This is a genomic window from Pseudolactococcus chungangensis CAU 28 = DSM 22330 (genome assembly GCF_002441885.1).
In the GTDB taxonomy this organism is placed as follows: Bacteria; Bacillota; Bacilli; order Lactobacillales; family Streptococcaceae; genus Pseudolactococcus; species Pseudolactococcus chungangensis.
Genome location: NZ_JXJT01000017.1, coordinates 20544 through 45111 on the forward strand (window position 1 = coordinate 20544; position 24568 = coordinate 45111).

Annotated in this window: 26 protein-coding genes and 1 pseudogene; 22 read left to right on the forward strand and 5 right to left on the reverse strand. The window is 39.2% G+C overall.

Translation table 11 applies throughout. The annotated features are described in order from the left end of the window. Positions 1–78 precede the first annotated feature (78 nt). The 5 genes from RR45_RS07635 (at position 79) to RR45_RS07655 (ending at position 7604) form a co-directional block, all read left to right on the forward strand. Complete coding sequence (locus RR45_RS07635) at positions 79–1284, forward strand: multidrug efflux MFS transporter (RefSeq protein ID WP_031366087.1); 1206 nt, start codon at positions 79–81, stop codon at positions 1282–1284. Then, the gene (gene rpmG / locus RR45_RS07640; RefSeq protein WP_072353592.1) at positions 1274–1420 is read left to right on the forward strand and encodes a 50S ribosomal protein L33; all 147 of its coding nucleotides are present in this window, start codon (positions 1274–1276) and stop codon (positions 1418–1420) included. Before RR45_RS07635 ends, rpmG begins: the two co-directional genes overlap by 11 nt. A gap of 301 nt (positions 1421–1721) precedes the next feature. Then, positions 1722–2981 (forward strand): FtsW/RodA/SpoVE family cell cycle protein, encoded by a 1260-nt coding sequence (locus tag RR45_RS07645; RefSeq protein ID WP_031366086.1) that lies wholly within the window; start codon positions 1722–1724, stop codon positions 2979–2981. Positions 2982–3099: 118 nt separating this feature from the next. Further along, positions 3100–6513, forward strand: coding sequence for a pyruvate carboxylase (locus RR45_RS07650; protein ID WP_031366085.1), 3414 nt, complete (start codon positions 3100–3102; stop codon positions 6511–6513). A 209-nt stretch (positions 6514–6722) separates the two neighbouring features. Beyond that, on the forward strand, positions 6723–7604 hold the full coding sequence (locus RR45_RS07655) for a class II fructose-bisphosphate aldolase (RefSeq protein WP_003137602.1): 882 nt from the start codon (positions 6723–6725) through the stop codon (positions 7602–7604). A gap of 222 nt (positions 7605–7826) precedes the next feature. Here the strand turns inward: RR45_RS07655 and RR45_RS07660 are convergent, their stop codons facing one another. Next, positions 7827–8117: a GNAT family N-acetyltransferase gene (locus RR45_RS07660; RefSeq protein ID WP_084463461.1), complete on the reverse strand. Its 291-nt coding sequence runs from the start codon at positions 8115–8117 to the stop codon at positions 7827–7829. A 39-nt stretch (positions 8118–8156) separates the two neighbouring features. Beyond that, a pseudogene (locus tag RR45_RS07665) lies at positions 8157–8414 on the reverse strand ((4Fe-4S)-binding protein); the annotation flags it as partial. Between the two features lie 172 nt (positions 8415–8586). Between RR45_RS07665 and RR45_RS07670 the strand changes: the two are divergent. Next, positions 8587–8706: a DUF4044 domain-containing protein gene (locus tag RR45_RS07670; protein ID WP_003137598.1), complete on the forward strand. Its 120-nt coding sequence runs from the start codon at positions 8587–8589 to the stop codon at positions 8704–8706. Positions 8707–8755: 49 nt separating this feature from the next. Here RR45_RS07670 and RR45_RS07675 read toward each other — a convergent pair whose 3' ends face one another. The 3 genes from RR45_RS07675 to yycF form a co-directional block, all read right to left on the reverse strand. Beyond that, entirely contained in the window at positions 8756–9562 is an 807-nt protein-coding gene (locus tag RR45_RS07675; protein WP_031366083.1) for an MBL fold metallo-hydrolase, read from the reverse strand. Positions 9563–9650: 88 nt separating this feature from the next. Next, positions 9651–11093 (reverse strand): ATP-binding protein, encoded by a 1443-nt coding sequence (locus RR45_RS07680; protein WP_031366082.1) that lies wholly within the window; start codon positions 11091–11093, stop codon positions 9651–9653. After that, the gene (yycF, locus tag RR45_RS07685) at positions 11083–11790 is read right to left on the reverse strand and encodes a response regulator YycF (protein ID WP_031366081.1); all 708 of its coding nucleotides are present in this window, start codon (positions 11788–11790) and stop codon (positions 11083–11085) included. Before yycF ends, RR45_RS07680 begins: the two co-directional genes overlap by 11 nt. A 238-nt stretch (positions 11791–12028) precedes the next feature. Between yycF and RR45_RS07690 the strand changes: the two genes are divergently transcribed. The 16 genes from RR45_RS07690 to RR45_RS07765 all read left to right on the forward strand — a co-directional run bounded on the left by RR45_RS07690 (position 12029) and on the right by RR45_RS07765 (position 24367). Continuing rightward, positions 12029–12769 (forward strand): amino acid ABC transporter ATP-binding protein, encoded by a 741-nt coding sequence (locus RR45_RS07690; RefSeq protein ID WP_031366080.1) that lies wholly within the window; start codon positions 12029–12031, stop codon positions 12767–12769. A gap of 81 nt (positions 12770–12850) precedes the next feature. Then, positions 12851–13657 carry a transporter substrate-binding domain-containing protein gene (locus tag RR45_RS07695; protein WP_031366079.1) on the forward strand — a complete coding sequence of 269 codons (807 nt, stop codon included), beginning with the start codon at positions 12851–12853 and terminating at the stop codon, positions 13655–13657. Positions 13658–13739: 82 nt separating this feature from the next. Continuing rightward, a complete protein-coding gene (locus RR45_RS07700) occupies positions 13740–14423 on the forward strand; it encodes an amino acid ABC transporter permease (RefSeq protein WP_031366078.1) in 684 nt (227 codons plus the stop codon). 18 nt (positions 14424–14441) lie between these two features. After that, positions 14442–15110, forward strand: coding sequence for an amino acid ABC transporter permease (locus RR45_RS07705; protein WP_031366077.1), 669 nt, complete (start codon positions 14442–14444; stop codon positions 15108–15110). A gap of 32 nt (positions 15111–15142) precedes the next feature. Next, the gene (locus tag RR45_RS07710; RefSeq protein WP_031366076.1) at positions 15143–15874 is read left to right on the forward strand and encodes a CBS domain-containing protein; all 732 of its coding nucleotides are present in this window, start codon (positions 15143–15145) and stop codon (positions 15872–15874) included. A 13-nt stretch (positions 15875–15887) separates the two neighbouring features. Continuing rightward, on the forward strand, positions 15888–16535 hold the full coding sequence (gene tmk / locus RR45_RS07715; protein ID WP_031366075.1) for a dTMP kinase: 648 nt from the start codon (positions 15888–15890) through the stop codon (positions 16533–16535). Further along, positions 16522–17385, forward strand: a complete 864-nt coding sequence (locus tag RR45_RS07720) for a DNA polymerase III subunit delta' (RefSeq protein ID WP_031366074.1) — start codon at positions 16522–16524, stop codon at positions 17383–17385. Before tmk ends, RR45_RS07720 begins: the two co-directional genes overlap by 14 nt. A gap of 70 nt (positions 17386–17455) precedes the next feature. Further along, positions 17456–18226, forward strand: a complete 771-nt coding sequence (gene ricT / locus RR45_RS07725; RefSeq protein ID WP_031366073.1) for a regulatory iron-sulfur-containing complex subunit RicT — start codon at positions 17456–17458, stop codon at positions 18224–18226. Then, entirely contained in the window at positions 18226–18564 is a 339-nt protein-coding gene (locus tag RR45_RS07730) for an initiation control protein YabA (RefSeq protein ID WP_003137577.1), read from the forward strand. Before ricT ends, RR45_RS07730 begins: the two co-directional genes overlap by 1 nt. After that, positions 18564–19424: a 16S rRNA (cytidine(1402)-2'-O)-methyltransferase gene (gene rsmI / locus RR45_RS07735; RefSeq protein WP_031366071.1), complete on the forward strand. Its 861-nt coding sequence runs from the start codon at positions 18564–18566 to the stop codon at positions 19422–19424. Before RR45_RS07730 ends, rsmI begins: the two co-directional genes overlap by 1 nt. A 120-nt stretch (positions 19425–19544) precedes the next feature. Then, entirely contained in the window at positions 19545–20381 is an 837-nt protein-coding gene (locus RR45_RS07740) for a transporter substrate-binding domain-containing protein (protein WP_031366070.1), read from the forward strand. 148 nt (positions 20382–20529) lie between these two features. Continuing rightward, the gene (locus RR45_RS07745; RefSeq protein ID WP_031366069.1) at positions 20530–21189 is read left to right on the forward strand and encodes an amino acid ABC transporter permease; all 660 of its coding nucleotides are present in this window, start codon (positions 20530–20532) and stop codon (positions 21187–21189) included. Beyond that, positions 21170–21847 (forward strand): amino acid ABC transporter permease, encoded by a 678-nt coding sequence (locus RR45_RS07750; protein WP_031366068.1) that lies wholly within the window; start codon positions 21170–21172, stop codon positions 21845–21847. The genes RR45_RS07745 and RR45_RS07750 overlap by 20 nt, the downstream gene beginning before the upstream one ends. Then, positions 21844–22575, forward strand: a complete 732-nt coding sequence (locus RR45_RS07755; RefSeq protein ID WP_031366067.1) for an amino acid ABC transporter ATP-binding protein — start codon at positions 21844–21846, stop codon at positions 22573–22575. Before RR45_RS07750 ends, RR45_RS07755 begins: the two co-directional genes overlap by 4 nt. Before the next feature lie 142 nt (positions 22576–22717). Continuing rightward, positions 22718–23578, forward strand: coding sequence for a transporter substrate-binding domain-containing protein (locus RR45_RS07760; protein ID WP_031366066.1), 861 nt, complete (start codon positions 22718–22720; stop codon positions 23576–23578). Positions 23579–23755: 177 nt separating this feature from the next. After that, entirely contained in the window at positions 23756–24367 is a 612-nt protein-coding gene (locus RR45_RS07765; protein WP_031366065.1) for a superoxide dismutase, read from the forward strand. Positions 24368–24568: the final 201 nt, after the last annotated feature.

A 24568-nucleotide genomic window follows, 5' to 3' on the forward strand; every position in this document is an offset into this window, starting at 1 on the left:
TGAGATAATCATATCATAATATATTTGAGTTGATACATCAATTTCAATTAACATCAACTTTAGAAGGAAGTAAAGATTATAAAAATCAATTGGAAACGGAATTTATTCATTGCATGGTTAGGAACGTTTTTCACGGCGGCGAGTATTTCACTCGTCATGCCGTTTATGCCTTTATATGTAGAAAAATTAGGCGCAAGAGGCAGTGATGTTGCCATATTTGCAGGACTTTCGGTAGCAGTAAGTGCCTTGGCGAGTGGACTTGTTGCCCCAATATGGGGACGACTGGCTGATCAACGCGGTCGACGCGTGATGATGGTGCGAGCATCTGTTGTGATGACCTTCACCATGGGTGCCTTGGCTTTTGTACCAAACGTTTGGTGGCTCTTAGTCATGCGATTGTTGAATGGTTTATTTGCAGGGTACATCCCAAATTCGACAGCCTTGATTGCCAGCCAAGTACCCAGAGAAAAAAGCGGCTATGCCCTAGGTACCTTATCCACGGGTATGGTTGCGGGTGTCCTAATCGGTCCTTCTATCGGTGGCTTTTTAGCCCAAGCAGTAGGCATGGAAAATGTTTTCTTGATCACAGGTGCTGTCTTATTACTTGTCACCTTGTTGACTATCTTTTTAGTAAAGGAAGATTTTATACCCGTTGAAAAACATGATTTGTTGCCGACAAAAGAAGTTTTTGCCCGTGTAAGTAATCGCCAAATTTTACTTGGCTTATTCATCACCAGTTTTATCTTACAACTGACGGTGCAATCTGTTGCACCTATCCTAACACTATATATTCGAGAGCTTAATGGTCACTCTGGTAATGTGATGATGATTTCAGGATTCATCGTGTCTTCAGTTGGCTTATCAGCCATGATGTCATCTGGATTCTTGGGTAGAATCGGTGATAGAATTGGTAGCCATCGTTTGATCATCATTGGCTTGATTTATAGCTTTTTGATTTATCTGCCAATGGCATTTGTTAAGACACCATTGCAACTCGGTATTTTACGTTTCATGCTAGGATTTGGCTCAGGTGCTTTGATGCCATCAGTTAATTCCTTACTTTCAAAAATTACACCACCAGAAGGTATCTCAAGAATTTTTAGTTTTAACCAAATGTTTACAAACTTTGGTCAAGTAGCTGGTCCGCTTTTAGGAAGTGCTGTTGCAGGCTATATCAGTTACCGCGCTGTTTTCTTGACGACGAGCTGTTTTGTTTTATTTAACCTGATCTGGTCGCTATTCAATTTTAGAAAATTACTAGGGGTAAGAGACATTGCGAGTTAAAATCAACCTCAAATGTACGAAATGTGGTCAGCAAAATTATATTTCATCCAAAAATAAAGCGACACATCCAGATAAAGTTCAGGTATTAAAATATTGTCCAAAAGATCGTAAAGTAATCATGCATATCGAAACCTGAACGATATGACAAAATAAGTTTAAAAATCAGTTCGTGAAGAGGTATAAACCGAACATTAATAGAAAGTTGTTAGAAAATTTCAACTACTTTCTTTTTTTTATTTAAAAAAATGATATAATGTATCTTAATCACTGTAAATAATAGTCAACTGACAATGAAGCCATCTCATCTTGAAGATGATTTACTTTCATGTTTTGGTTAGTAGCTATTACTAAGCACTGCCTAGTAGTTATTCAAGATGACTGCTAGACTCTGCCTAATTAAAGGATAACAGTTGAGTGAATAACTCAATAATATGACTATGAAAGAACTCAAAAAAAGACACTTTTTAAATTACTCAATACTTATCCCCTATTTGATTTTATCGGTGCTAGGCCTGATTATGGTTTTCTCAGCTACTGTTCCTCATCAAATAGAGCTTGGTTTACCACCTTATCAGCTCTTTCGAAATCAGACCATTTTCTTTGCCTTTTCATTAATCATGATTGTGGTCATTTACCGCATCAAGGTTGATAAATTGAGAAGTCGTAATTGGTTTGGGATTTTAATTCCTGTCATGCTTGTCTTGCTATTTATTGCTAGATTTTTGGTGCCAACAGTAAATGGCGCACATGGTTGGATTATTATCCCTGGTATCGGGAGTATCCAGCCGGCAGAATACTTAAAATTTGTATCTGTCTGGTTTCTATCTGCTACCTTTGCTAGTAAACAAGAAAAAATTCAGACCTATGACATCAATGCCCTTTTTGATAGAAATCAATTCTGGGTTAACTTCCTCAGTGGTTGGCGATTTTGGCTGTTGGTAATGATTGGTGCTGTTGTCATTATGCCAGATATGGGGAATGCCTTACTTATTATGATTCCGTCAGCTGCGGTTATTATGGCTAGCGGTATTTCATATCGTTGGGGGACTGGTTTTCTGAAGATTTTTGGTTCCTTGACCCTTGCTATTTTAGCTCTACTCAAAATTACGGGTGGTAATATCATTCCAAGTTTCTTTGGCTCAATTGCCTATGTGAACAAGCGATTCATCGCCTTTGCCAATCCATTTCAGGATACAGGCGATTCAGGACACCAACTCATTAACGGTTATTATGCGATTTCAAATGGTGGTTGGTTCGGTCGTGGCTTAGGTAATTCAATTGAGAAGAAAGGGTATTTACCAGAGGCGCATACTGACTTCATCTTTGCGATTGTGATTGAGGAGTTAGGCTTGATTGGTGGGATTATTATCCTAGGGATCATTTTCTTCTTGATCATGCGTATTTTTATTGTCGGTATTCGAGCTAAGAACCCATTTAATAGTATGCTATCAATTGGTGTAGGAACCATTCTCTTTTCACAGGTTTTGGTTAATATCGGCGGCATTTCAGGTTTGATTCCCTCTACTGGGGTGACCTTCCCCTTCCTGAGTCAGGGTGGGAATTCGCTGCTAACCCTATCCGTTGGAATAGGCTTTATACTCAATATTTCCGCAGATGAAAAACGGCGAGAGCTAGCGGAAATGACTGCTAAATACGATTTTTCTGAGCTCTCGCCAAACGCTTTGCGTGATAATTAATCATGCAAGTGCCCATTCCAGGTATTTTTGAATTTTAATGCGACAACTTTTCTAGACCGTGAACTCACAGTCTTTAAAGATAACTTTTGTTTCTGTAAAAAATTGAAAGGTTTTATATATGAAAAAACTACTAGTTGCTAACCGTGGCGAAATTGCTATCCGTGTCTTCCGTGCTTGTAACGAGTTGGGTATCTCAACCGTAGCGATTTATGCAAAAGAAGATGAGTATTCTGTTCACCGTTTTAAAGCCGATGAAGCTTACCAAGTAGGTACTGGCAAGAAACCGATTGATGCTTACCTTGATATTGATGATATCGTGCGTATTGCACTTGAATCTGGTGCTGAGGCTGTCCACCCAGGCTATGGTCTGTTATCAGAAAACATTGACTTCGCGCGTAAGGTTGAAGCAGCTGGTTTGATTTTTGTTGGACCAACTTTGCATCATCTAGATATTTTTGGTGATAAAATCAAGGCCAAAGAGGCTTCTATTGCAGCTGGTGTTGGCTCTATTCCAGGAACTGAAGGTCCAGTAGACTTAGAAGGTGCTCTCGAATTTGGTCGCACTTTTGGCTATCCAGTCATGATTAAAGCTGCCCTTGGTGGTGGCGGTCGTGGGATGCGTGTTGCGCATAATGAATCTGAGGCGCGTGACGGTTATGCACGTGCTGCATCAGAAGCTAAATCAGCTTTTGGTTCTGATGAAATTTATGTCGAAAAATATATTACTAATCCGAAACATATCGAAGTTCAAATCCTTGGTGATGCTCATGGTAATGTGGTGCATTTATATGAACGTGACTGTTCTGTTCAACGTCGGAATCAAAAGGTAATTGAAGTTGCACCGAGCGTTGGTATGGCTGATGACTTGCGTCAACGTATTTGTGATGCAGCAGTTAAACTCTGCCAACATGTGGGGTATGTTAATGCCGGAACTGTTGAATTTTTGGTGAAGGACAACGAATTTTATTTCATCGAAGTAAATCCACGTGTTCAGGTTGAGCACACGATTACAGAGGTTGTCACAGGTATTGACATCGTACAAGCTCAGATTTTAATCTCTGAAGGTGCTGACCTTCATAAAGATGTGAAGATTCCTGAACAAGATAAAATACCATTAATAGGTTCTGCTATTCAATGTCGGATTACGACGGAAGATCCTGAAAATAATTTCCTACCTGATACAGGTAAAATTGATACGTATCGCTCACCAGGTGGTTTTGGTGTCCGTCTTGATGTCGGAAATGCCTATTCTGGTTATGAAGTAACACCATACTTTGATAGCTTACTTGTTAAAGTGATTACGAATGCGACTGATTTCAAGGAAGCAGTTCGTAAGATGGACCGCTGTCTACGAGAATTCCGAATCCGTGGTGTTAAAACGAATATCCCATTCTTGAGAAATGTCCTGAATCACCCAGAATTTATTTCGGGAGATGCCAAGACGACCTTTATTGATAGTACACCGGAACTCTTTAATTTACCACGTTTGAGAGACCGTGGTAACAAGACGATGAAATACATCGCTAATATCACAGTCAATGGTTTCCCTGGGATTGATCAGAAGGTTAAGCCATATTTCGATGAAACACGCTATCCAAAAGTGAAGAAAATCGATACGTTGACGACTAAGAATATCCTAGATACGCAAGGTGCTAGTGCCGTTGTTGATTTTGTCAAATCTCGTAAGGAAGTGCTGTTGACGGATACAACTTTCCGAGATGCCCATCAAAGTCTTTTGGCAACTCGTGTGCGCTTACAAGATATGAAACAAGTCGCATCAGCAGTGGATCAAGGCTTACCAAATCTATTTTCTGCTGAGATGTGGGGTGGGGCAACCTTTGATGTGGCTTATCGTTTTCTGAATGAAAGTCCATGGTATCGTCTGCGTCAACTTCGCAAATTAATGCCAAATACCATGTTCCAAATGCTCTTTCGTGGGTCAAATGCGGTCGGTTACCAAAATTATCCGGATAATGTTATTCAGGAGTTTATTAGGATTGCGGCGCAAGAAGGAATTGATGTTTTTCGTGTCTTTGATTCGCTTAACTGGTTACCTCAGATGGAAAAATCAATTCAGGCTGTTCGTGATACGGGTAAAATTGTTGAAGCGACTATGTGTTATACGGGTGACATTTTAGACAATAATCGTCAAAAATATAACATCAAATACTACAAAGATTTAGCTAAAGAGCTTGAGGCGACGGGTGCACATATTTTAGCTATCAAAGATATGGCGGGGATTCTTAAACCGCAAGCGGCTTATCGTTTGATTTCAGAATTGAAAGAAACGGTTGATATTCCGTTGCATTTGCATACGCATGATACTTCCGGTAATGGGATCATTACTTGTTCTGCAGCGGTAACGGCAGGTGCTGATATTGTCGATGTGGCGACTGCAGCCATGTCATCAGGAACGAGCCAACCAAGTATGTCATCGCTTTATTATGCTTTGGAAAATGGCAAACGGGCACCTGAATTGGATATTGATAATGCGACACAAATCAACCATTATTGGGAAGATGTTCGTAAATTCTATGCGCCATTCGAAAAAGGTTTAACAAGTCCGCAAACAGAAGTTTACTCGCATGAAATGCCTGGTGGTCAATATACTAACCTCCAATCACAAGCAACGGCTGTTGGTTTGGGCTTACGCTTCGACGAAGTGAAGGCGATGTATCATACGGTTAATATGATGTTTGGTGATATTATCAAGGTGACACCTTCTTCTAAAGTTGTTGGCGATATGGCACTCTTCATGGTGCAAAATGACCTCACTGAGGAAGATATCTACGAAAAAGGTGACACGCTCAGTTTCCCTGAGTCGGTGATTAGCTTCTTCGCAGGTGATTTAGGTCAACCTGTTGGTGGTTTCCCAGAAAAATTACAGAAAATTATTCTAAAGGATAAACCTTTTATCACAGATCGTCCTGGTTTGCACGCAGCACCGGTTAATTTTGATGATGTGGTTCCTGAGTTGACTGAGAAGTTAGGCTATGAACCTGGTCAGCATGAGGTCTTGAGTTATATTCTTTATCCGCAAGTCTTTCTTGATTACCAAAAAATGCAAAATGAATTTGGTAGTGTGACGTTACTTGATACACCGACCTTCTTTAACGGGATGCGTGTAGGTGAAAAGATTTCAGTTGAAATCGAAAAAGGTAAGGTTTTACTGATTCATTTGGATAGCATTTCTGAGCCTGATAGTGAAGGTAACAGAACGCTCTTCTTTAACCTCAATGGTCAACGCCGTGAGGTAATTGTCAAGGATACGTCGATTAAATCAACAGCGATTGTCAAAGAGAAAGCAGAGCCGTCTAATCCGCACCATATCGGTGCGACGATGCCTGGTTCAGTTGTGACAGTCCTTGTCAAACCAGATGAGAAAGTTGTTAAAGGGCAGCCACTCATGGTAACAGAAGCGATGAAGATGGAAACAACTATCGAGGCGCCATTCGATGGTGAAATTAAGAGAATTAATGTGAAGGCAGCAGAAGCAATTGCTACACAAGATTTATTAATCGAAATGAAATAAAATAAAGACAATGAAACTTACGATGCCAGATAGTTAATGGGATGCGTAAGTTTTTTTGCTAGAGTAAAAATGTTGTAAATTTATCTGTAATTTTCAGTAAATAAGTGGTAAAAATTGAATAAAATAAAATAAATCCACTAAAAACTAGAATAATCCTTCACAAAGTGGTATAATTAACACGTTAAATAAATTTTGGAGGAACTTAAGAAATGGCAATCGTTTCAGCAGAAAAATTCGTTGCAGCAGCTCGTGAAAATGGCTACGCAATCGGTGGATTCAATACAAACAACTTGGAGTGGACACAAGCTATCTTGCGTGCAGCTCAAGCTAAACAAGCTCCAGTACTTATCCAAACGTCTATGGGCGCTGGTAAATACATGGGTGGTTACAAAACAGCTAAATACATCATTGAAAACCTTGTGGAATCAATGAACATCACTGTACCAGTTGCAATTCACCTTGACCACGGTCATTATGAAGACGCTAAAGAAGTTATTGAAGTTGGTTACACATCATTGATGTTTGACGGTTCACACCTTCCAATCGCTGAAAACCTTGAAAAAACTAAAGAAATCGTTGAGCTTGCTCATGCTAAAGGTATCTCAGTCGAAGCTGAAGTTGGGACTATCGGTGGTGAAGAAGATGGTATCATCGGTTCTGGTGAATTAGCACCAATCGAAGATGCAGTTGAAATGGTTAAAACAGGTATTGACTTCCTTGCAGCTGGTATCGGTAACATCCACGGTCCTTACCCAGCTAACTGGACTGGTCTTGACTTGGATCACCTTAAAAAATTAACTGAAGCTGTTCCTGGTTTCCCAATCGTTCTTCACGGTGGTTCTGGTATCCCTGATGACCAAATTCGCGAAGCAATCAAAATGGGTGTTGCTAAAGTTAACGTTAACACTGAATCACAACAAGCCTTTGCAGCAGCAACTCGTCAATTTGCACGTGACTATGATGCTAACGAAGCTGACTACGAAGCTAAAAAATTGTTTGACCCACGTAAATTCCTTAAACCAGGTATTGACGCAGTTCAAGCAGCAGTTGAAGAACGTATCGACGTTTTCGGTTCAGCAAACAAAGCTTAAGCCTTATTCTGCGAAACAATCTTTGATTGTGCCCAGAACAATTTCAAAGAAATTATTTGAAACAAAGCTTAATCAAATCGGTAAATATAAAAATAAGGCCTACTATATTGGTAGGTCTTTTCTTAATGAATTTAATCAGCTATCAAAGTATCAAAAAAGCTTACTGTGAAAATATCAAAGCAAACTCTTATCGTTAATAGGTGACACTTTTAAAGTTCAGTTTTAAACATCCTGACGTAAAACATCTGAATATTCTGGTTTGGCTTTAAATTCCTTTTGGGCAAAGGGGCAGATTGGGAAGATTTTTTTATCTTCACGCCGAGCTTTTTCGACAACTTTAGCGACAAGTTGTTCGGCCAATCCGTTGCCCCGAAATTCAGGATTAACACCAGTATGTACGATGATAAGGGTATCTTCCGCTTCCATAAAGGCAATTTCGCCTGCTTGTTGCTGCGTGTCTGCGTTGATCAAAACAATTTGATCCCCTTGATCCTCAAATGTAAAGTTTGGCATGGCAATTTCCTTCTTGATTAAATCACCTTGACTGTGGTAGAGCCATTTTAAAGCACCACTTGGACAAGAGTTAATGACAGTGATACATTGTTCAACGGAAGCAGCATTGCTTGTGATAATCCAAGGTCTACGGCCTACCTCAAAGACATTGGAGTCTCCGCGAACACAATTACCCACATGAGCACAAATAGCTTTATTGTAGAAAACATCTAGGTCGTCAGAATAATACTTCCGATAGCCGAGCGCTAATAATTCTGACTCAGTGACTGTCTTTCCGTTGATTTTATTACCTTCCATAATCGCCTCTTTTTCTAGTATTATCTAAATACACTCTGATATTAAAGTCTGCATTAAAATGAATTGATGTTCGCGCTTTTTAATTTTAGGAGAGATTTTGATAAACTTATTATATCATTTATCTCTTAACTAAGTGCTTGAAAAACATCGCATTTTGCGGTAGAATTTGTGTATGGCTTATAAAAAACAACAAAAAACAACTTTTCAAAAAGTTGTCATGCTCATTGTCTGGTTGATGCTAATTTTAACTGTATTTGCAGCAGTTGCAGCAGCAATTTCAGTCTTCATCTAATCTCATCTTTGGATGAGTTTTTTTATTTGGTATCAATCATCTTAGAAAATTAGATATGATACAGAGGGCTAGCTTCAACGTGACTCGTATCTAAAACTTGTACATCGTTTTTTGCATCGATGTCATGCTGCATCAAAGTATTCTCCATCGTCATATGAGCCAGTTCTTTCAGATTATTTTCCTGACTACGGTGACCCAACAAAATTTTCTTAGTTTGCGTCCCGATGACAGAGAGCGCTGTACTTGCCCCATCTTCATTTGACAAATGGCCGTGATCTGAAAGAATCCGTTGTTTTAACCGCCAAGGGTAGTTACCCATCCGCAGAATTTCGACATCGTGATTAGATTCCATCAGGTAAGCATCTGCATTCTCGATTGTTCCCCGCATCCGATCACTCACATAGCCAGTGTCTGTTAACATGACAAAGCTTTTACCATCTTTCATAAATTTGTAAAATTGAGGCGCAGCAGCATCATGACTAACCCCAAAACTTTCGATATCAATATCACCAAATGTTAGCATTTTGCCCATTTCAAAAATATGTTTTTGAGTCGTATCAATCTTGCCACAGGCATCCCCAATGGCTTGCCAAGTTAGCTCATTAGCATAGAGATTCATTTTATACTTGCGGGCAAGCACACCTAGCCCTGCCACGTGATCCTTATGTTCATGTGTTACAAGTAGGCTATCGACATCCCTTAAACTTCTGCCGATTTCATTCATGAGACCTTCAATTTTTTTGCCGGAAAGTCCAGCATCAACTAAAATTTTACGCTCTGGCGTTTCGATATAAGTAACATTACCAGTTGAACCGCTGGCTAATATACTGTATTTAAATCCATTTTCTTTTGTCAATTTCGTATCCTTGCTAAAAGTAGACTACCATGATTCACGTGTTTTTAAGAATCATGGTAGTTTTTTTGTTTGTTTTGTATAGGACAGACTAGTCTGTCAATCCAGTCCAATCGTCTACCTCTGAATCAGTCTCATCCTCAAGTGGTGCATAAGGGAGAACGACAGTGAAAGTTGTACCGGTTTCGCCGTCGGACTTTGCCCAAACGAAACCATTGTGCATCTTCACGATGTCACGAACGATTGCAAGACCAAGTCCAGTACCGCCTTGTTCGCGGCTACGTGCTTTATCAACACGATAGAAACGGTCGAAAATTTTAGGGAGATCTTTTTTAGGTATGCCAAGCCCTTCATCAGAAATGCGCAAGAGAACTTGCGTATTAGTCTGCTCCAAACTGACAGTAATCTGACCACCAGCAGGGCTATATTTGATAGCATTATTCATCAGATTATCAATGACTTGCCCCATTTTATCGGTATCAATTTCCATCCAAATTGGTTGTAGTGGGATTTGACGGACAATCTTAAACTGCTTTTCATTTTCATCACTATTGCCGACAATTTGGTCAAAACGATTGAGTTGATAATGAAGAAAGGCGATGAAATTTATCACTTCTTTTTCAAGGGCAATCGTATCGGAGTCCATACGAGATAGGGTCACTAAATCTTGAATCATACGAATCATTCGATCCGTTTCCTTTAGTGATACTTTGATAAAGCCTGGAGCAATGTCTGGGTCATTGATAGCACCTTCATCAAGCGCTTCCAGATAAGATTTAACAGAGGTTAGAGGTGTCCGCAACTCATGTGACACGTTAGAAACAAACAAACGTCTTTCTCGCTCATTTTTTTCTTGTTCAGTGACGTCGTGTAAAACAGCAACGACCCCAGAAATGAACCCTGATTCCCGGCGGAAAAGAGCAAATTTAATGCGTAGTGTCGTAAATTCACCCATGGCGTTTTCGGAGTCAATAATAATCTCAGGCTCACTCTCAAGCAAATCTCGGAAGGTATAGTTAGAGGCAATATCAAGCGCATCAATGATTTTGCGAGAAAGAAGATTTTTTTCTGAGACGTTAAGATATTCTAGGGCTGCTGTGTTAGCGAGGACGATTTTACCGCGGCGATCTGTGGCGATGACGCCGTCCGTCATGTAAGTCAGGATACCGTTCAGTCGGGTACTAGAAGACTCTAGTCTTTCTTGCGCATGCTCAGTTTTCTCGCCGAGATTAACGACTTTATCATAGAGCTGATTGATTTCGGTATGACCGGGAATTTGTTTCCTGACAGTATATTTTTGCTCGGTGAAGTCATCAATTTGATCAGAAATCTGATTTAAACCAATGGAAATTCGTGTTGCAAACCAGACCAATAGCAGAAGTGAGCTGAGGTAAAAAACACTAAACCGCACAAAAGATGCTTCACGTGTCAGAAAACCATGCGCATTCCAAACAAATAAAGCTGAAAAAAGCAGTAAATGTGAGATTACCGCTTTAAATAAAATAGTGCTTGTAAAAGGGAGTTTATTTTTCATTAGGATTACTCAAATAATAACCGACACCGCGGCGTGTCGCAACGTACTCAGGACGGCTTGGTGTATCTTCAACTTTTTCACGTAACCGACGAATTGTTACATCAACTGTGCGAACATCGCCGAAATAATCATAACCCCAAACCGTCTCAAGCAAGTGCTCGCGCGTCATGACTTCACCGACATGTTGGGCCAAATAGTGCAAAAGTTCAAACTCGCGGTGTGTCAAGTCAATATGTTTATCATTTTTGTAAGCCGCATATTTCTCTGGTGCAATGGTAATGTTACCAATCCGAATTTCTTTTTTATCAGCATTAGCTGATGTCGTCTCAGCCGCTACATTGGAACGGCGTAAATTAGCTTTGACGCGAGCTAAAAGTTCGCGGTTTGAAAAAGGCTTGGTGACATAGTCGTCCGCACCTAACTCTAAACCAATCACTTTATCAAATTCACTGTCTTTGGCAGAAACCATGATAATCGGTACTTCTGAAGATTTTCGAATTTCGCGTGCCACTTCAAGACCGTCTTTTTGGGGTAACATTAAATCAAGTAAAATGAGGTCGGGCTGTTCAGCAGCGAAAATTTCAAGTGCCTCCTCACCATCAAAAGCAGTCAAGACCTCGTAGCCCTCTTTGGTCAGATTGAATTTGACAATATCTGAAATTGGCTTTTCGTCATCAACAACAAGAATTTTTTTCATATATAATTTCTCCATTATTACTTTTATTATAACGTTTTTTAATCATTTCAGCAATCAAAAGAGGCTATAGTGCGATTGCTTTTGAGGAATTTATGAATAGAATTGTTTGACAATTCAGAAATTAAGTGGTAAAATAGTCACATGTTATAAGTTGTGACATGTTATCTCATTGTCGATTTTATAAAATCACAGAGTATAGCAAAAAACAACTAAAATATAGATAGATGAGGAGTCTCAAATGCCGCTTATAGCGTTTAAAAATGTCCAGAAATATTACGGCGATTATCATGCTCTGAAAGATATCAATTTAGAGATTGAAGAAGGACAAGTCGTGGTGTTATTAGGCCCTTCTGGTTCTGGGAAATCGACCTTGATTCGAACAATCAATGCTTTAGAAGGGATTGAATCTGGGGAATTGATCGTGAATGGTCACCATGTTGATCATGCGACAAAAAAAGATCTCGTTGAACTTCGAAAAGAAGTTGGCATGGTTTTCCAGCATTTTAATCTTTATCCTCACAAAACCGTGCTAGAAAATGTTACATTAGCACCAACAAAAGTTCTCAAACGCGAATTGCGTGATGCGACTGTCACCGCTGAAAAATATTTGAAGTTTGTGAATATGTGGGATAAAAAAGATGCCTTTCCAGGTCAATTGTCAGGTGGTCAAAAGCAACGGGTTGCGATTGCACGTGGTTTAGCTATGAATCCTAAGCTCTTATTATTTGATGAGCCAACGTCAGCACTCGATCCAGAAACAATTGGTGATGTTTTATCTGTTATGCAAGGTCTTGCTAAAGAAGGTATGAACATGATTGTCGTCACACATGAAATGGGCTTTGCACGTTCTGTTGCTGACCGTATTATTTTCATGGATGCAGGTGAAGTGTTAGAAGATACGACAGATGTTGCTGGTTTCTTTGACAATCCACAAGAACCACGCGCCAAACAGTTCCTGAGTAAAATTATTAACCATTAGACTTGAGATTTGTTCTTTTAAAAGGTCATACAAGACAAGTCACTTAATCCAATAAAAAAGGGATAAAAAGGGAGAATTATAATGAAAAAATCAATTAAACTATTAGCAATGCTCGCAACCGTTTTTGCTGCTGTCACATTGGCAGCATGTGGTGCATCAAAAGATGACAGTTCTAAATCTGCGACAGATAACATTAAATCAAAGGGCAAGATTGTGATCGGTGTCAAACAAGATGTGCCTAACTTTGGTTATAAAGATCCTAAGACAAATAAATTTACAGGTGTTGAAATTGATTTAGCTAAAAAAATTGCTAAAGATCTTGGTGTGACCGCTGAATTTGTACCAGTTACTGCTCAAACACGTGGCCCTTTGCTTGATAATAAACAAGTTGATGCTGTTATTGCTACGTTCACGATTACGCCTGAACGTCAAAAGTCATATAACTTTACAAAACCTTACTTTACAGATGAGATTGGCTTCTTAGTGAATAAAGCCTCAGGCTTTAAGTCAGTTAATGATTTAGATGGTAAGACAATTGGTGTAGCACAGTCTGCCTCTACTAAGACTGAACTTGAAAAATTGGGTAAAGAAAAAGGTCTCTCTTTCAAATATTCTGAGTTGTCTGATTATCCAACTTTGAAAACTGCTTTAACATCAGGTCGTATTGATGCTTTCTCAGTTGATAAATCAATTTTGTCAGGCTACGTTGATAGTAAGACTGAAATTATGGGAGATGGCTTTGCTAGTCAAGAATACGGGATTGCAACTAAAAAATCAAACACTGAATTAGCAGACTATCTTGATAAAGAAATTAAGACACTAAAAGCAAACGGTGAGCTTAAAAAAATGACTGATAAATATGATTTGAAAGATGCAACCGCTAAATAAGTGATGTTTGAAGTGTGATAGTATTATGGGTTAGAACATTAAAAAGCATGCTTAATGCTTTTTTATTAAAGAAAGGTGTAATATGAGTCCTTTTGCTTTAGAACGTTGGCAGGCATTCTTTGCTGATTTTGGTCAATTTGCAAATGGTTTTCTCTATACGTTGGAGATTTCTATTGGTGCTTTACTACTCGCCATGATATTAGGTGTGGTATTCGGCTCGCTATCTGCCACACGAAATAAGATTTTACGTGGCATCAGTCGAGTGTATGTCGAGGTGTATCAAAATACGCCTTTATTGATTCAATTTGTTGTGGTCTATTATGGTTTTCCACTTCTAAATAAAGATTTAGTTATTTCCGCATTTTGGACAGCCATTATTTGTGTCGGTCTATATCACGGTGCCTATATCGCAGAGGTTATCCGCTCTGGTATTGAAGGAGTTCCTAAAGGTCAGACTGAGGCTGCAGAATCACAAGGTTTCACATACGGTGGGACCATGCGCTTGATTATTTTGCCCCAAGCTATTCGGATGATTTATCCGCCATTGACGAATCAGGTGGTCAACTTGATTAAAAATACGTCGACAGTTGCGATTATCTCAGGGGCTGACCTTATGTTTACGGCTAAATCGTGGTCGTCAATGAATGTTAACTATATTCCAGCCTTTGTTGGAGTTGGTGTGCTTTATTTTGCTCTATGTTTCCCGCTTGCAACTCTGGCGCGTCGCATGGAAGAAAAAAATAAAAATGCCTATAGTGTCGGCTAGAAAGAGAGGATATGACATATGAGTTTAGCACAAGAAGCGGCGCAGGTTTTCACGGCGACCAATATTCGATTTCTCTTTCAAGGTTTAAGCTTGACACTTTTTATCGCCTTTATTTCTATCTTTCTTTCAACGATTCTTGGGACATTATTAGCAGTTATGCGTAATGGTAAAAATCCATTTTTCAAATTGATTGCGAGTGTCTATATTGAGGTGGTTAGAAATGTCCCCAATCTGTTATGGATTTTTGTAGTTTTCTTGATTTTCCAAGTCAAGTCAGTGCCAGCGGGTATTATTTCCTTTACGGTCTTTACGACAGCTGCCCTTGCGGAGATTATCCGTGGTGGTTTGAATGGTGTGCCAGAAGGTCAAACTGAAGCTGGTAAGTCACAAGGATTTTCAGATGCTCAGATTTTGACTTATATCGTGTTGCCTCAAGCTGTTCGTAAAATGTTGCCCGCCATTATTTCACAGTTTGTGACGGTCATTAAGGATACCTCGTTTTTATACTCAGTTATTGCTTTACAAGAGTTATTCGGTAATTCACAGATTCTCATGGGGCAGTATTTCCAAGTTGGCCAAGTTTTCATGATTTATGGCTTTGTGGCTTTAATTTATTTCGTTATCAATTTTGCGATTTCACAATTATCACGCAAGCTCCAGAAATCTTGGGCGAATTCACTTGAATAATGTTAAAATGGAACCGAGAGGTTCTTTTTTATATGACAGAAAAACAAATGCCGTCGGAACTAGAGTCGACACCTAACACATTGAATGAACAATTTATAGCAATTTATAAAAAAATAGAGGCTTTTGCCAACAAAAAATTCAATAAAACAGGTAAATATATGCCGATGTCCCAGCTAACAGATGCCATCATGGCCTATATGCCCGGAGCGCGTGAGTATGCAATGGACTTTGAATTGTTTAATAATTTACGTAACATGATGCAACATAAGCTATCGAACAACTATTTTGTCATTCAACCAGAAGTCGTGACACTGATTCAACACGTTTATGAGGTCCTGACTAAACCGATAACAGTTGGCCAGCTCTTTGCATCAGAGGTAATCTTTGTGCCAGAATTTGCTGATTTTGATACCGTGATGGATTTGATTAAGCGCCACCATCATACACAGTTTCCAGTCATTCGAAATGGTAAATTTGTCATGCGTAAAATCATCACGGCAAATGCCTTAGTCCATGCATTAACGTTATCAAAAAAACCGTCAGTGTCAGATATGTTAGCTCAATCGCAAGCAATTGTGAGGTTTATCCCAGCGTCAGCCTCAATTTTTGAAGCAGAAAAAATACTGCTTGACGAAATGAAACTCGGGCAAAAATCTGTCGTATTACTGATTACCAAGGTAACGGACTATAATAAAGTGCGCCCAGTAGATGTGATTGGGTTAATCAATATCACGGATTTGCCCCAAATTTTGGCAAAAAAATGATATAATTTAAACCATGAGCAAAGGAATTTTAATCACGTTGGAGGGGCCCGAGGGCGCTGGAAAAACAACGATATTACATCAAATTTTACCGATACTGACACAAATGGGCGTTGATATTTTAACGACGCGTGAACCAGGTGGTATTCGGATTGCAGAGAATATTCGCGAAATTATACTGGCACCTGAAAACACTGCGATTGATGGTAAAACAGAGTTGCTCTTATTTGCTGCTGCACGTAGACAACATCTGAATGAAAAAGTACGCCCCGCCTTAGCTGAAGGCAAAATCGTTATCATTGATCGGTTCATTGATTCATCAGTGGCCTATCAAGGCTATGCGCGTGGGATCGACGTAGCGGATGTTGAAACAATTAACAATTTTGCAACGGATGGTCTCTTGCCAGACTTGACCCTGTATTTTGATGTTGATACAGAGATTGGCCTTTCACGTGTTATGTCAGGTGATCGTGAAGTTAACCGTCTTGATTTAGAAGCGCAAGAGATGCATCAAAAAGTACGTGCTGGTTATCAAGCCATTGCTAAAGCTAATCCTAAACGTATTGTGACGATAGATGCCTCACAAGCGATTGATCAAGTTGTGGCAGCGACATTATCCACTTTACAAATAAGGTTCCCGGAGATTTTTGATGGTCATTTCTGAATTACAACCTGAACTTTTTGCTCGTTTTTCTCAAGTATTAAAGCACAACAAGTTACATCATGCTTTCTTGTTTTCAGGTGGCTTTGGTGCTATGGAAATGGCAATCTGGTTAGCTCAGTCTCGCTTTTGTGGTGACCTGAAAGATGGGCTACCTTGTGGTCAGTGTCGAGAATGTCGGCTTGTTGCGGCTAATGACTTTACGGATTTACATCTTGTAAGTCCTGATGGGCAAACGATTAAAACGCAGCAAATCCGAGAGTTATTACTTACTTTTTCACAGTCTGGTTTTGAAACGAATCGCCAAGTTGTGATTATAGATGGGGCTGAAAAACTTCATGTAAATGCCGCTAATGCTTTACTCAAGTCTATTGAGGAGCCAGAGTCTGAAATTTACATCTTTCTTTTAACAGCATCTGAGAACATGGTGCTTGAAACCATTAAGTCGCGTGCCCAAATCATTACTTTTCCAAGTCAATCTCAGTTGATTCAAAACTATTTGGAGCAAAAAGGGACACTCAAGACAGATGCTAGTATCATTTCAGAGGTTGTGACATCTTTGCCTGAGGCTGAAGCGTTGGCAGCGGATAAGGTTTTTTTAGAGAGTGTCAAGCAATTAGATAAATTCACTAAGACCTTGGCTAGTGATGCTGATGAAGCTTTGCTGCAAATCATGCAGCTAGCGCCTTTGTTTAAAGATAAAAGATTGCAAGGCTTGGCATTCAATATCCTTGCCATCTTTTTTGTCAAAAGACGCCAACCTAAATGGGCGCAAAATGTGTTTACGGCGCAAAAATACTGGCGTGCAAATGTGAATTTTCAAGCCAGTCTTGAAAAAATTATTTTAGGATAAGGTGAACGACTAGGTAGTTGTTTCTTATTTTATGATTTAACAATGCTTTGGGGCATTAAGAAAGAAAATTATGAATTACGAAATCAAATTGACACATGGTGAGGACAATCTTTTTGTCTCAAGTAATAGTCATTATGAGATTGCTGACACTGTAGTGATTAAAACTGAAAAATATAAGGTGATGGGACGTATTGTACGTAAGGTTTCGCCTGAGCTATTAAGTGATGGCTATATCGTTTCTCAAGCTAATGCTCTAGACTTTGAATTAGCTGAAAAGGTTGCCCAGGATTCTGATGCTGCTAAGATAACAGTGAAGCGTTTGGTGCAAGATCACAGTCTTGATATGAAAGTCATAGAAGTCAAGTATACGCTTGACTACAAACGATTATATATCAGCTTTACGGCTGAACATCGGGTGGATTTTAGAGCGCTTTTAAAAGATTTAGCCAGTAGTTTTAAAACTCGGATTGAATTGCGTCAAATTGGCTCACGAGATGTTGCCAAAACATTTGGCGGCATTGGTCCTTGCGGACGTCCTCTTTGCTGTTCAGAATTTATGGGTGAATTTCCCAACGTCAGCATTAAGATGGCTAAGAATCAGGTTTTATCGCTCAATCAGAGCAAGTTAAATGGTCTATGTGGCCGTTTAATGTGTTGCTTGAGTTATGAAGATGATTTTTACCGTCAGGCACGGAAAAAATTCCCGGATTTTGGAGATACAATCAAGACGGTTGATGGTCAAGCACGGGTAATCGGTCTGAATATCTTATCTAATACAGTCAAGGCACGGTTGGATAATCAGATTCAGGATTATGACGTTTCAGAAATTGAGGTGGTTTGATGACAGATAAAATGTCTTTCTTTGAGCATCTATCTGAACTTGAAGAAGGTTTGGTAGCAACACTCACGCAAGTCAGTGATATTAAAACCAACTATCAAAAATTATTAACAGAGAATACAAGCCTACGCTTGGAAAATGCGCGATTGCGTGACCGTTTGACTGAATTTTCAGAGCCACATAGTCCAGAAAACAAGAATGAAAAATTGACCAAAAAAGTACCTATGTCAAATTTGCAAGAAATTTACGAAGATGGTTTTCATGTTTGTCGGGATTTTTATGGTCAGCGTTTGGAACCAGGGGAGACGTGTCTGTATTGCGCGGAGATTTTATATAGATGATGAATTTTCAGCAAAGTTTTAAGGGTGCAAAATCAGCTGGGACGCTGTATCTCGTGCCGACACCAATCGGTAATTTGGACGACATGACTTTTCGAGCGGTCGAAATTTTGAAAACAGTTGATTTGATTGCCTCGGAAGATACGCGAAATACACAAAAATTGCTCAATCATTTTGAGATTGAGACACCGCAAGAGAGTTTTCATGAGCATAATAGTGGTTTGAAGCTTTCGAAAATGGTGCAATTTTTAGCATCTGGTAAAGCTATTGCTCAGGTTTCTGATGCAGGTTTACCCTCAATTTCTGATCCAGGACATGACTTGGTTTTAGCCTGTATCTCTGAGGGGATTGATGTCGTTGCTCTGCCGGGTGCAAGTGCGGGGATTACAGCCTTGATTGCCTCTGGTATCGCACCACAACCCCATATTTTTTACGGGTTTTTACCACGTAAAAAGTCAGAACAAGTCGCTTTTTTAACCGAAAAAAAGGCTTATCCAGAAAGTCAGATATTTTATGAGTCGCCTCATCGAGTGGCTGCAACGCTGACTAATTTATTGGCTGTTTACGGTGACCGTGAGGTGGCTTTTGTGCGGGAATTGACGAAGCTTTTCGAAGAATATCGACGTGGTCGTATTTCTGAAGTTTTGGCATCGTTAGAGAGGCATCCAATTAAGGGTGAATGCTTAATTATTGTGAGTGGGTCTGATGGGGTCAAACAGGATGAAACATCTGATTTAACAGATTTAGAGGCTGTTGAGGCCTTGATTCAAACTGGTGAAAAACCTAATGCAGCTATTAAAAAGGTTGCAAAAATACGTGGTTTGGTTCGTCAGGAACTCTATCAAAGCTATCATGATTTATAAAGGAAATGATCAAAATTGGTCATTTCTTTTTTAAAAGTCGTCATACAGTTTTTAAAAGCAGTCCTTTATGATTTTTATGGTAAAATGAGGTTTATCAATTTGAAAAGGGGATTTTTGATTATGAGATTTAAAAAAGTAGCAGCGCTTGCTGCTGTCGGCTTACTAAGTGTTGCATTTTTGGCAGCGTGTGGTAAGTCAAATAAGGATGCGACGGATATATCTAAAAAAGCGACAACAATTACAGTGGCGCAAACAGCAGACTCTAAGCCTTATGCTTATAAAGATGGCAATACCTTGACAGGTTTTGATATTGAGGTGTTGAAAGCCATTGATAAAAAATTGCCTGATTACAAATTCAACTATAAAATTGTATCCGATGAAGCAATTTTAACGGATTTAGATGCAGGCCGTAGTCAAATTGGTGCCAATAACTTTGGCAAAACACCTGAACGGGAAAAGAAATATTTATTTACTTATCCGATTTCTGAAAATGTCAATGCTATCTTTTCAAGCACGAAAAATAATTACACATCAATTAAAGATTTAATTGGTAAAAAAACAGAGATTCCTGCAGGAACTAACTATGGTGCTATTTTTGAAGCATGGAATAAGAAATACCCAGATAAAAAAATTGAAGTGACTTATTCAGAACGCTCACTAGCTGACCGCTTGGCTGCGGTTGAGTCGGGGCAAATTGACTTCCTATTCGCCTCAAAATCAGCAGCGGAAAACTTAGCTAAGACACATGGTGTCACAGTTGCTAGCAACATTCCTGATTTGAAAGAGTATCCGACATTTAAAACCTATGAATACTACATCTTGGATGACACACAAGAAAAACTTAAAGGTGAAATGGATAAAGCCATTAAAACCTTATCGGAAGATGGCACTTTGAAAGAACTGTCTGATAAATTTTACGGTGGCGATTACACACCGTCTGTAGAAGCTTTGAAATGAGTTAAGAATTACTTGCGTTAAATAGCAAAAGGTCGTGATTAGGATTTCCTATCACGATCTTTTGCTATTTTTAAGACTAAGTCATTGATTCAGCGTTAAAATGGTAAGAGAAATATGGTAAAAATATGATGCTGTTTAAGGAGAGAATATGGCTAGTCAAATGATGTCCGAAGCTTTACCACAGTATATACATGCAATGGGCGTCACGTTAAAACTTGCAAGCATTGGTATTGTACTTGCTTTAATTATTGGTTTGATTTCGAGTTTTGTCATCTATTTTAGATTACCAATTTTTCGGCAAATTGCCAGTGCCTATACAGAAATATCACGTAATACACCTTTATTGATTCAACTCTTTTTCTTATATTATGGCTTGCCACGTATTGGCATTCAATTAGAAAAAGAAACAGTTGGCATTATCGGGTTAGCCTTTCTAGGTGGTGGTTATATGAGTGAAGCTTTTCGAGGAGGGATTGAATCAGTTGCAAGGATTCAAGTGGAAAGTGGTCGTGCGCTTGGGTTGACAAGAGTACAATTGGCACGTTTCATTATTTTTCCGCAAGGATTTGCCAATAGTGTCCCAGCTGTTGGTGCGAATACGCTCTTCTTGCTGAAAGAAACGTCGGTATTTTCAGCTATTGCGATTATGGATTTGACCAATGTGACACGGGATTTGATTGGTATGTATTACTTGACTCGAGAATACTTACTGATGTTGGTTATTTCTTATGCGGTCATTTTAATGCCTTTGTCACTCATTATCAGTTATATCGAAAGGAGAGTTCGCCATGGCATCTTCGGGTCTTAATATCTTTTTTGATGGTAACAACTTGTCCCGAATTTTGGGTGGTATGTGGTTAGCTGCTAAAATCTCAGTTGTTTCTCTGGTTATTGGTCTACTACTAGGTGTGCTATTTGGCATACTCAGAACCTCAAATTTAAGAGTGATTAAATTGATTTTCAAGATATATTTGGAAATTTTTCGGATGATGCCCTTACTGGTTTTACTATTTGTTTTTTACTACATCCTACCAGAAGCTTTAAATTCGGATATCAGCCAGTTCACAGTTTCTGTACTCGTCTTCGTCCTTTGGATTTCCTCCGAAATGAGTGATGTCGTTAGGTCAGCTTTGATTAGCATTCCGAAAGCACAAATCGATGCAGGACGTGCACTTGGTTTGTCTAAAAGACAACAGTACCGCTATATTTATTTACCTCAAGGTTTACCACTTGTAATTCCTGCAACCCTGAATCTTGTAACACGCGTCATTAAAACGACCTCTATTCTTTTGATAATTGGCGTCCCAGAAATGATTAAAGTAGGCCAACAAGTCATAGAAAATTACACGATTAAAATTCCGACAGCCTCGCTGTGGGTCTATGGTTTCATTTTCTTCTTGTACTTTATCCTCTGTTGGCCCTTATCAGTACTAGCTAAACGCCTAGAAAGGAAGGCACGCACATGAGTGTTTTAGAAGCTCAGAATATTCATAAAAAATTCGGCAAAAACGACATACTAAAAGGCGTATCGCTAACCATTGACAAGGGAGAAGTACTCGTTTTACTAGGTCCCTCCGGCAGTGGCAAATCCACGCTACTTCGTACGCTCAATGGTTTAGAGACAATTGACAGTGGAGAAATTAGTTTCAACGATAGAACTTTAGAACTTAATGAGCTAGCTTGGCAGAAAATTAGACCAGAGATTGGGATGGTGTTTCAGTCCTATGACCTCTTTCCAAATTTAACCGTGCTAGATAATATTTTATTAGGCCCCCTAAAAGTTCAGAAACGTGAAAAAACAGCAGTCACATCAGAAGCCATTGCCCTTTTGGAACGGATTGGACTAGCCGATAAGGCTGAAAGCTATCCCCGTGAATTATCCGGAGGTCAAAAACAACGAGTAGCCATTGTCAGGAGCCTTATCATGCAACCACAAGTTTTACTTTTTGATGAAGTGACAGCCTCCCTTGACCCAGAAATGGTGAGAGAAGTCCTAAGCGTGATTCAAGGGCTAGCTTCAGAAGGCATGACCATGCTGATTGTCACACATGAGATGAATTTCGCCAGACAAGTCGCTGACCGTGTTATCTTTATGGACACAGGTCAAATTCTCGTAGAGACGAATGCAGAAGCTTTCTTCACAACAGAAGATAACCCTCGTGTTAAACAATTTTTATCTAGTTTAGCCTATTAATAAAAATATATAAATTGAGTTTCGGCTCCTTGAGACTATGAAAAAAGATAAAAGTGCGCACGAACTTCGTTCGCTTACGCCTTTTCCTATTTTTCATAGGCTCAAAACGGTCGCCTCAACATCTTAAATGGAGAATCAGATTATGAAAATTTGGAAAAAAGCAGTCGGTATTTTAGCAGTTGTAGGCGTAGCTCTTTCGCTTGCTGCGTGTGGTACATCTGGAGACAAAAAAGACAATGCTACGAAGGATAAGAATCCCTCAAGTGTCGATGCTATTAAAAAACGTGGTGAAATTAAAATCGCAGTATTTGGCGACTTATCACCTTATGGGTATTTGGATGCTGACGGTAAGAATCAGGGCTATGATGTCTATCTCGGCAATCAAATTGCAAAAGATTTAGGCGTTAAGGTGAAATATGTCATTGTCAATGCGGAAGAACGTGTGGATGCCCTCAAGTCTAATAAAGTTGACTTAGTCCTTGCTAATTTTACTAAAACACCTGAACGTGAAAAAGTGATTGATTTTGCTAATCCCTACATGAAAGTCGCAATCGGAGTGGCAAGTCTTAAAGAAAAGCCTATTACAGAAGTCTCACAGCTTAAAGGTAAAAAAGTCATTGTTAATAAAGGGACAACAGCAGAAGCCTATTTTACAAGCAAACAACCAGATGTGATACTTGAAAAGTACGAATCTAAAACACAACAATTCCAAGCTCTGAAAGATGGTCGTGCAGATGCAATTGCAGATGATAATAGTTACTTGTACGCTTGGGTTAAAGAAAATCCAGAGTTCGAAGTTGGTATTAAAGAACTAGGTGACGTCTCAACGATTAACCCGGGAATCAAAAAAGGGAATCAATCCTTGCTTGACTGGACAAATCAGGAACTTGAAAAACTTGGGGAAGATAGCTTTTTTGCCAAAGATTATGCTGCAACCTTGAAAGATTTCTTTGGCAGTGATATTACAGCTCAGGACATAGTCCTTGAAGGCAAGGAACAGTAAAATAGCAGCCTAAAATCGTTTAAAAATGCAAGATGAAATGTCTTTCTCTTATGTTATTTTAACAGTCTTAATAAGCAAAAATTTTCAATCTAAATATTGGCGCTATCTTATGTTTTGAGGTAGAATGAAGGTATAACATAACTCATCAATCAGAGAATTAAAGAAAGAGGTACCAACATGGCACACACACTTCCAGAACTACCTTACGCATACGATGCACTTGAACCATTTTTCGATGAAGCAACGATGAAATTGCACCATGACAAACACCATGCAACTTACGTTGCTAACTTGAACGCTGCAATTGATAAACATCCTGAATTGGCTGATAAATCAGCATTTGAACTTGTGAAAGATTTGGCTTCAGTTCCTGATGATATCCGTACTGCTGTTCAAAACAACGGTGGTGGTCATGTCAACCATAGTTTCTTCTGGGAAATCTTGGCACCAAATGCTGGTGGTGCACCAACTGGTGCCATCGGAGAAGCTATTGTCGCTAAATTTGGTGACTTTGATGCCTTCAAAGAAACTTTCAAAACAGCTGCAACAGGTCGTTTCGGTAGCGGCTGGGCATGGTTGGTAGTAGATGCTAATGGTGAACTTAAAGTGATATCAACAGCAAACCAAGACAATCCGATTACAGATGGTGAAACACCTGTACTTGGTTTGGATGTTTGGGAACACGCTTACTACCTCAAATACCACAATGTTCGCCCTGACTACATCGCAGCATTCTTTGAACTTGTTAACTGGGATAAAGTCAACGAGCTTTACGCAGCAGCTAAGTAAATCGCTAATCAGTAATAATAAAGCACACTTTCAGATAAATGAGAGTGTGCTTTTTTAGGTGTTTTTATTATATTTATTTAAAAACTATGAAAATTATGTTAAAATAATAATATAAAGAAATTGTATATAATCGTTAAATGATAAAAATATGATTGATTGAAAATAAGATGGTAAAAACTTGACAGAAAAGGAGGGCAAGCC

What these genes read in the sequence shown, in the direction of transcription:
- RR45_RS07645 (WP_031366086.1), top strand. Translation starts at nt 1,722, where the DNA reads ATGAAAGAACTCAAAAAAAGACACTTTTTAAATTACTCAATACTTATC.
- RR45_RS07650 (WP_031366085.1), top strand. Translation starts at nt 3,100, where the DNA reads ATGAAAAAACTACTAGTTGCTAACCGTGGCGAAATTGCTATCCGTGTC.
- RR45_RS07655 (WP_003137602.1), top strand. Translation starts at nt 6,723, where the DNA reads ATGGCAATCGTTTCAGCAGAAAAATTCGTTGCAGCAGCTCGTGAAAAT.
- RR45_RS07660 (WP_084463461.1), bottom strand. Translation starts at nt 8,117, where the DNA reads ATGCCAAACTTTACATTTGAGGATCAAGGGGATCAAATTGTTTTGATC.
- RR45_RS07670 (WP_003137598.1), top strand. Translation starts at nt 8,587, where the DNA reads ATGGCTTATAAAAAACAACAAAAAACAACTTTTCAAAAAGTTGTCATG.
- RR45_RS07680 (WP_031366082.1), bottom strand. Translation starts at nt 11,093, where the DNA reads ATGAAAAATAAACTCCCTTTTACAAGCACTATTTTATTTAAAGCGGTA.
- yycF (WP_031366081.1), bottom strand. Translation starts at nt 11,790, where the DNA reads ATGAAAAAAATTCTTGTTGTTGATGACGAAAAGCCAATTTCAGATATT.
- RR45_RS07690 (WP_031366080.1), top strand. Translation starts at nt 12,029, where the DNA reads ATGCCGCTTATAGCGTTTAAAAATGTCCAGAAATATTACGGCGATTAT.
- RR45_RS07695 (WP_031366079.1), top strand. Translation starts at nt 12,851, where the DNA reads ATGAAAAAATCAATTAAACTATTAGCAATGCTCGCAACCGTTTTTGCT.
- RR45_RS07700 (WP_031366078.1), top strand. Translation starts at nt 13,740, where the DNA reads ATGAGTCCTTTTGCTTTAGAACGTTGGCAGGCATTCTTTGCTGATTTT.
- RR45_RS07705 (WP_031366077.1), top strand. Translation starts at nt 14,442, where the DNA reads ATGAGTTTAGCACAAGAAGCGGCGCAGGTTTTCACGGCGACCAATATT.
- RR45_RS07710 (WP_031366076.1), top strand. Translation starts at nt 15,143, where the DNA reads ATGACAGAAAAACAAATGCCGTCGGAACTAGAGTCGACACCTAACACA.
- tmk (WP_031366075.1), top strand. Translation starts at nt 15,888, where the DNA reads ATGAGCAAAGGAATTTTAATCACGTTGGAGGGGCCCGAGGGCGCTGGA.
- RR45_RS07720 (WP_031366074.1), top strand. Translation starts at nt 16,522, where the DNA reads ATGGTCATTTCTGAATTACAACCTGAACTTTTTGCTCGTTTTTCTCAA.
- ricT (WP_031366073.1), top strand. Translation starts at nt 17,456, where the DNA reads ATGAATTACGAAATCAAATTGACACATGGTGAGGACAATCTTTTTGTC.
- RR45_RS07730 (WP_003137577.1), top strand. Translation starts at nt 18,226, where the DNA reads ATGACAGATAAAATGTCTTTCTTTGAGCATCTATCTGAACTTGAAGAA.
- rsmI (WP_031366071.1), top strand. Translation starts at nt 18,564, where the DNA reads ATGAATTTTCAGCAAAGTTTTAAGGGTGCAAAATCAGCTGGGACGCTG.
- RR45_RS07740 (WP_031366070.1), top strand. Translation starts at nt 19,545, where the DNA reads ATGAGATTTAAAAAAGTAGCAGCGCTTGCTGCTGTCGGCTTACTAAGT.
- RR45_RS07745 (WP_031366069.1), top strand. Translation starts at nt 20,530, where the DNA reads ATGGCTAGTCAAATGATGTCCGAAGCTTTACCACAGTATATACATGCA.
- RR45_RS07750 (WP_031366068.1), top strand. Translation starts at nt 21,170, where the DNA reads ATGGCATCTTCGGGTCTTAATATCTTTTTTGATGGTAACAACTTGTCC.
- RR45_RS07755 (WP_031366067.1), top strand. Translation starts at nt 21,844, where the DNA reads ATGAGTGTTTTAGAAGCTCAGAATATTCATAAAAAATTCGGCAAAAAC.
- RR45_RS07760 (WP_031366066.1), top strand. Translation starts at nt 22,718, where the DNA reads ATGAAAATTTGGAAAAAAGCAGTCGGTATTTTAGCAGTTGTAGGCGTA.
- RR45_RS07765 (WP_031366065.1), top strand. Translation starts at nt 23,756, where the DNA reads ATGGCACACACACTTCCAGAACTACCTTACGCATACGATGCACTTGAA.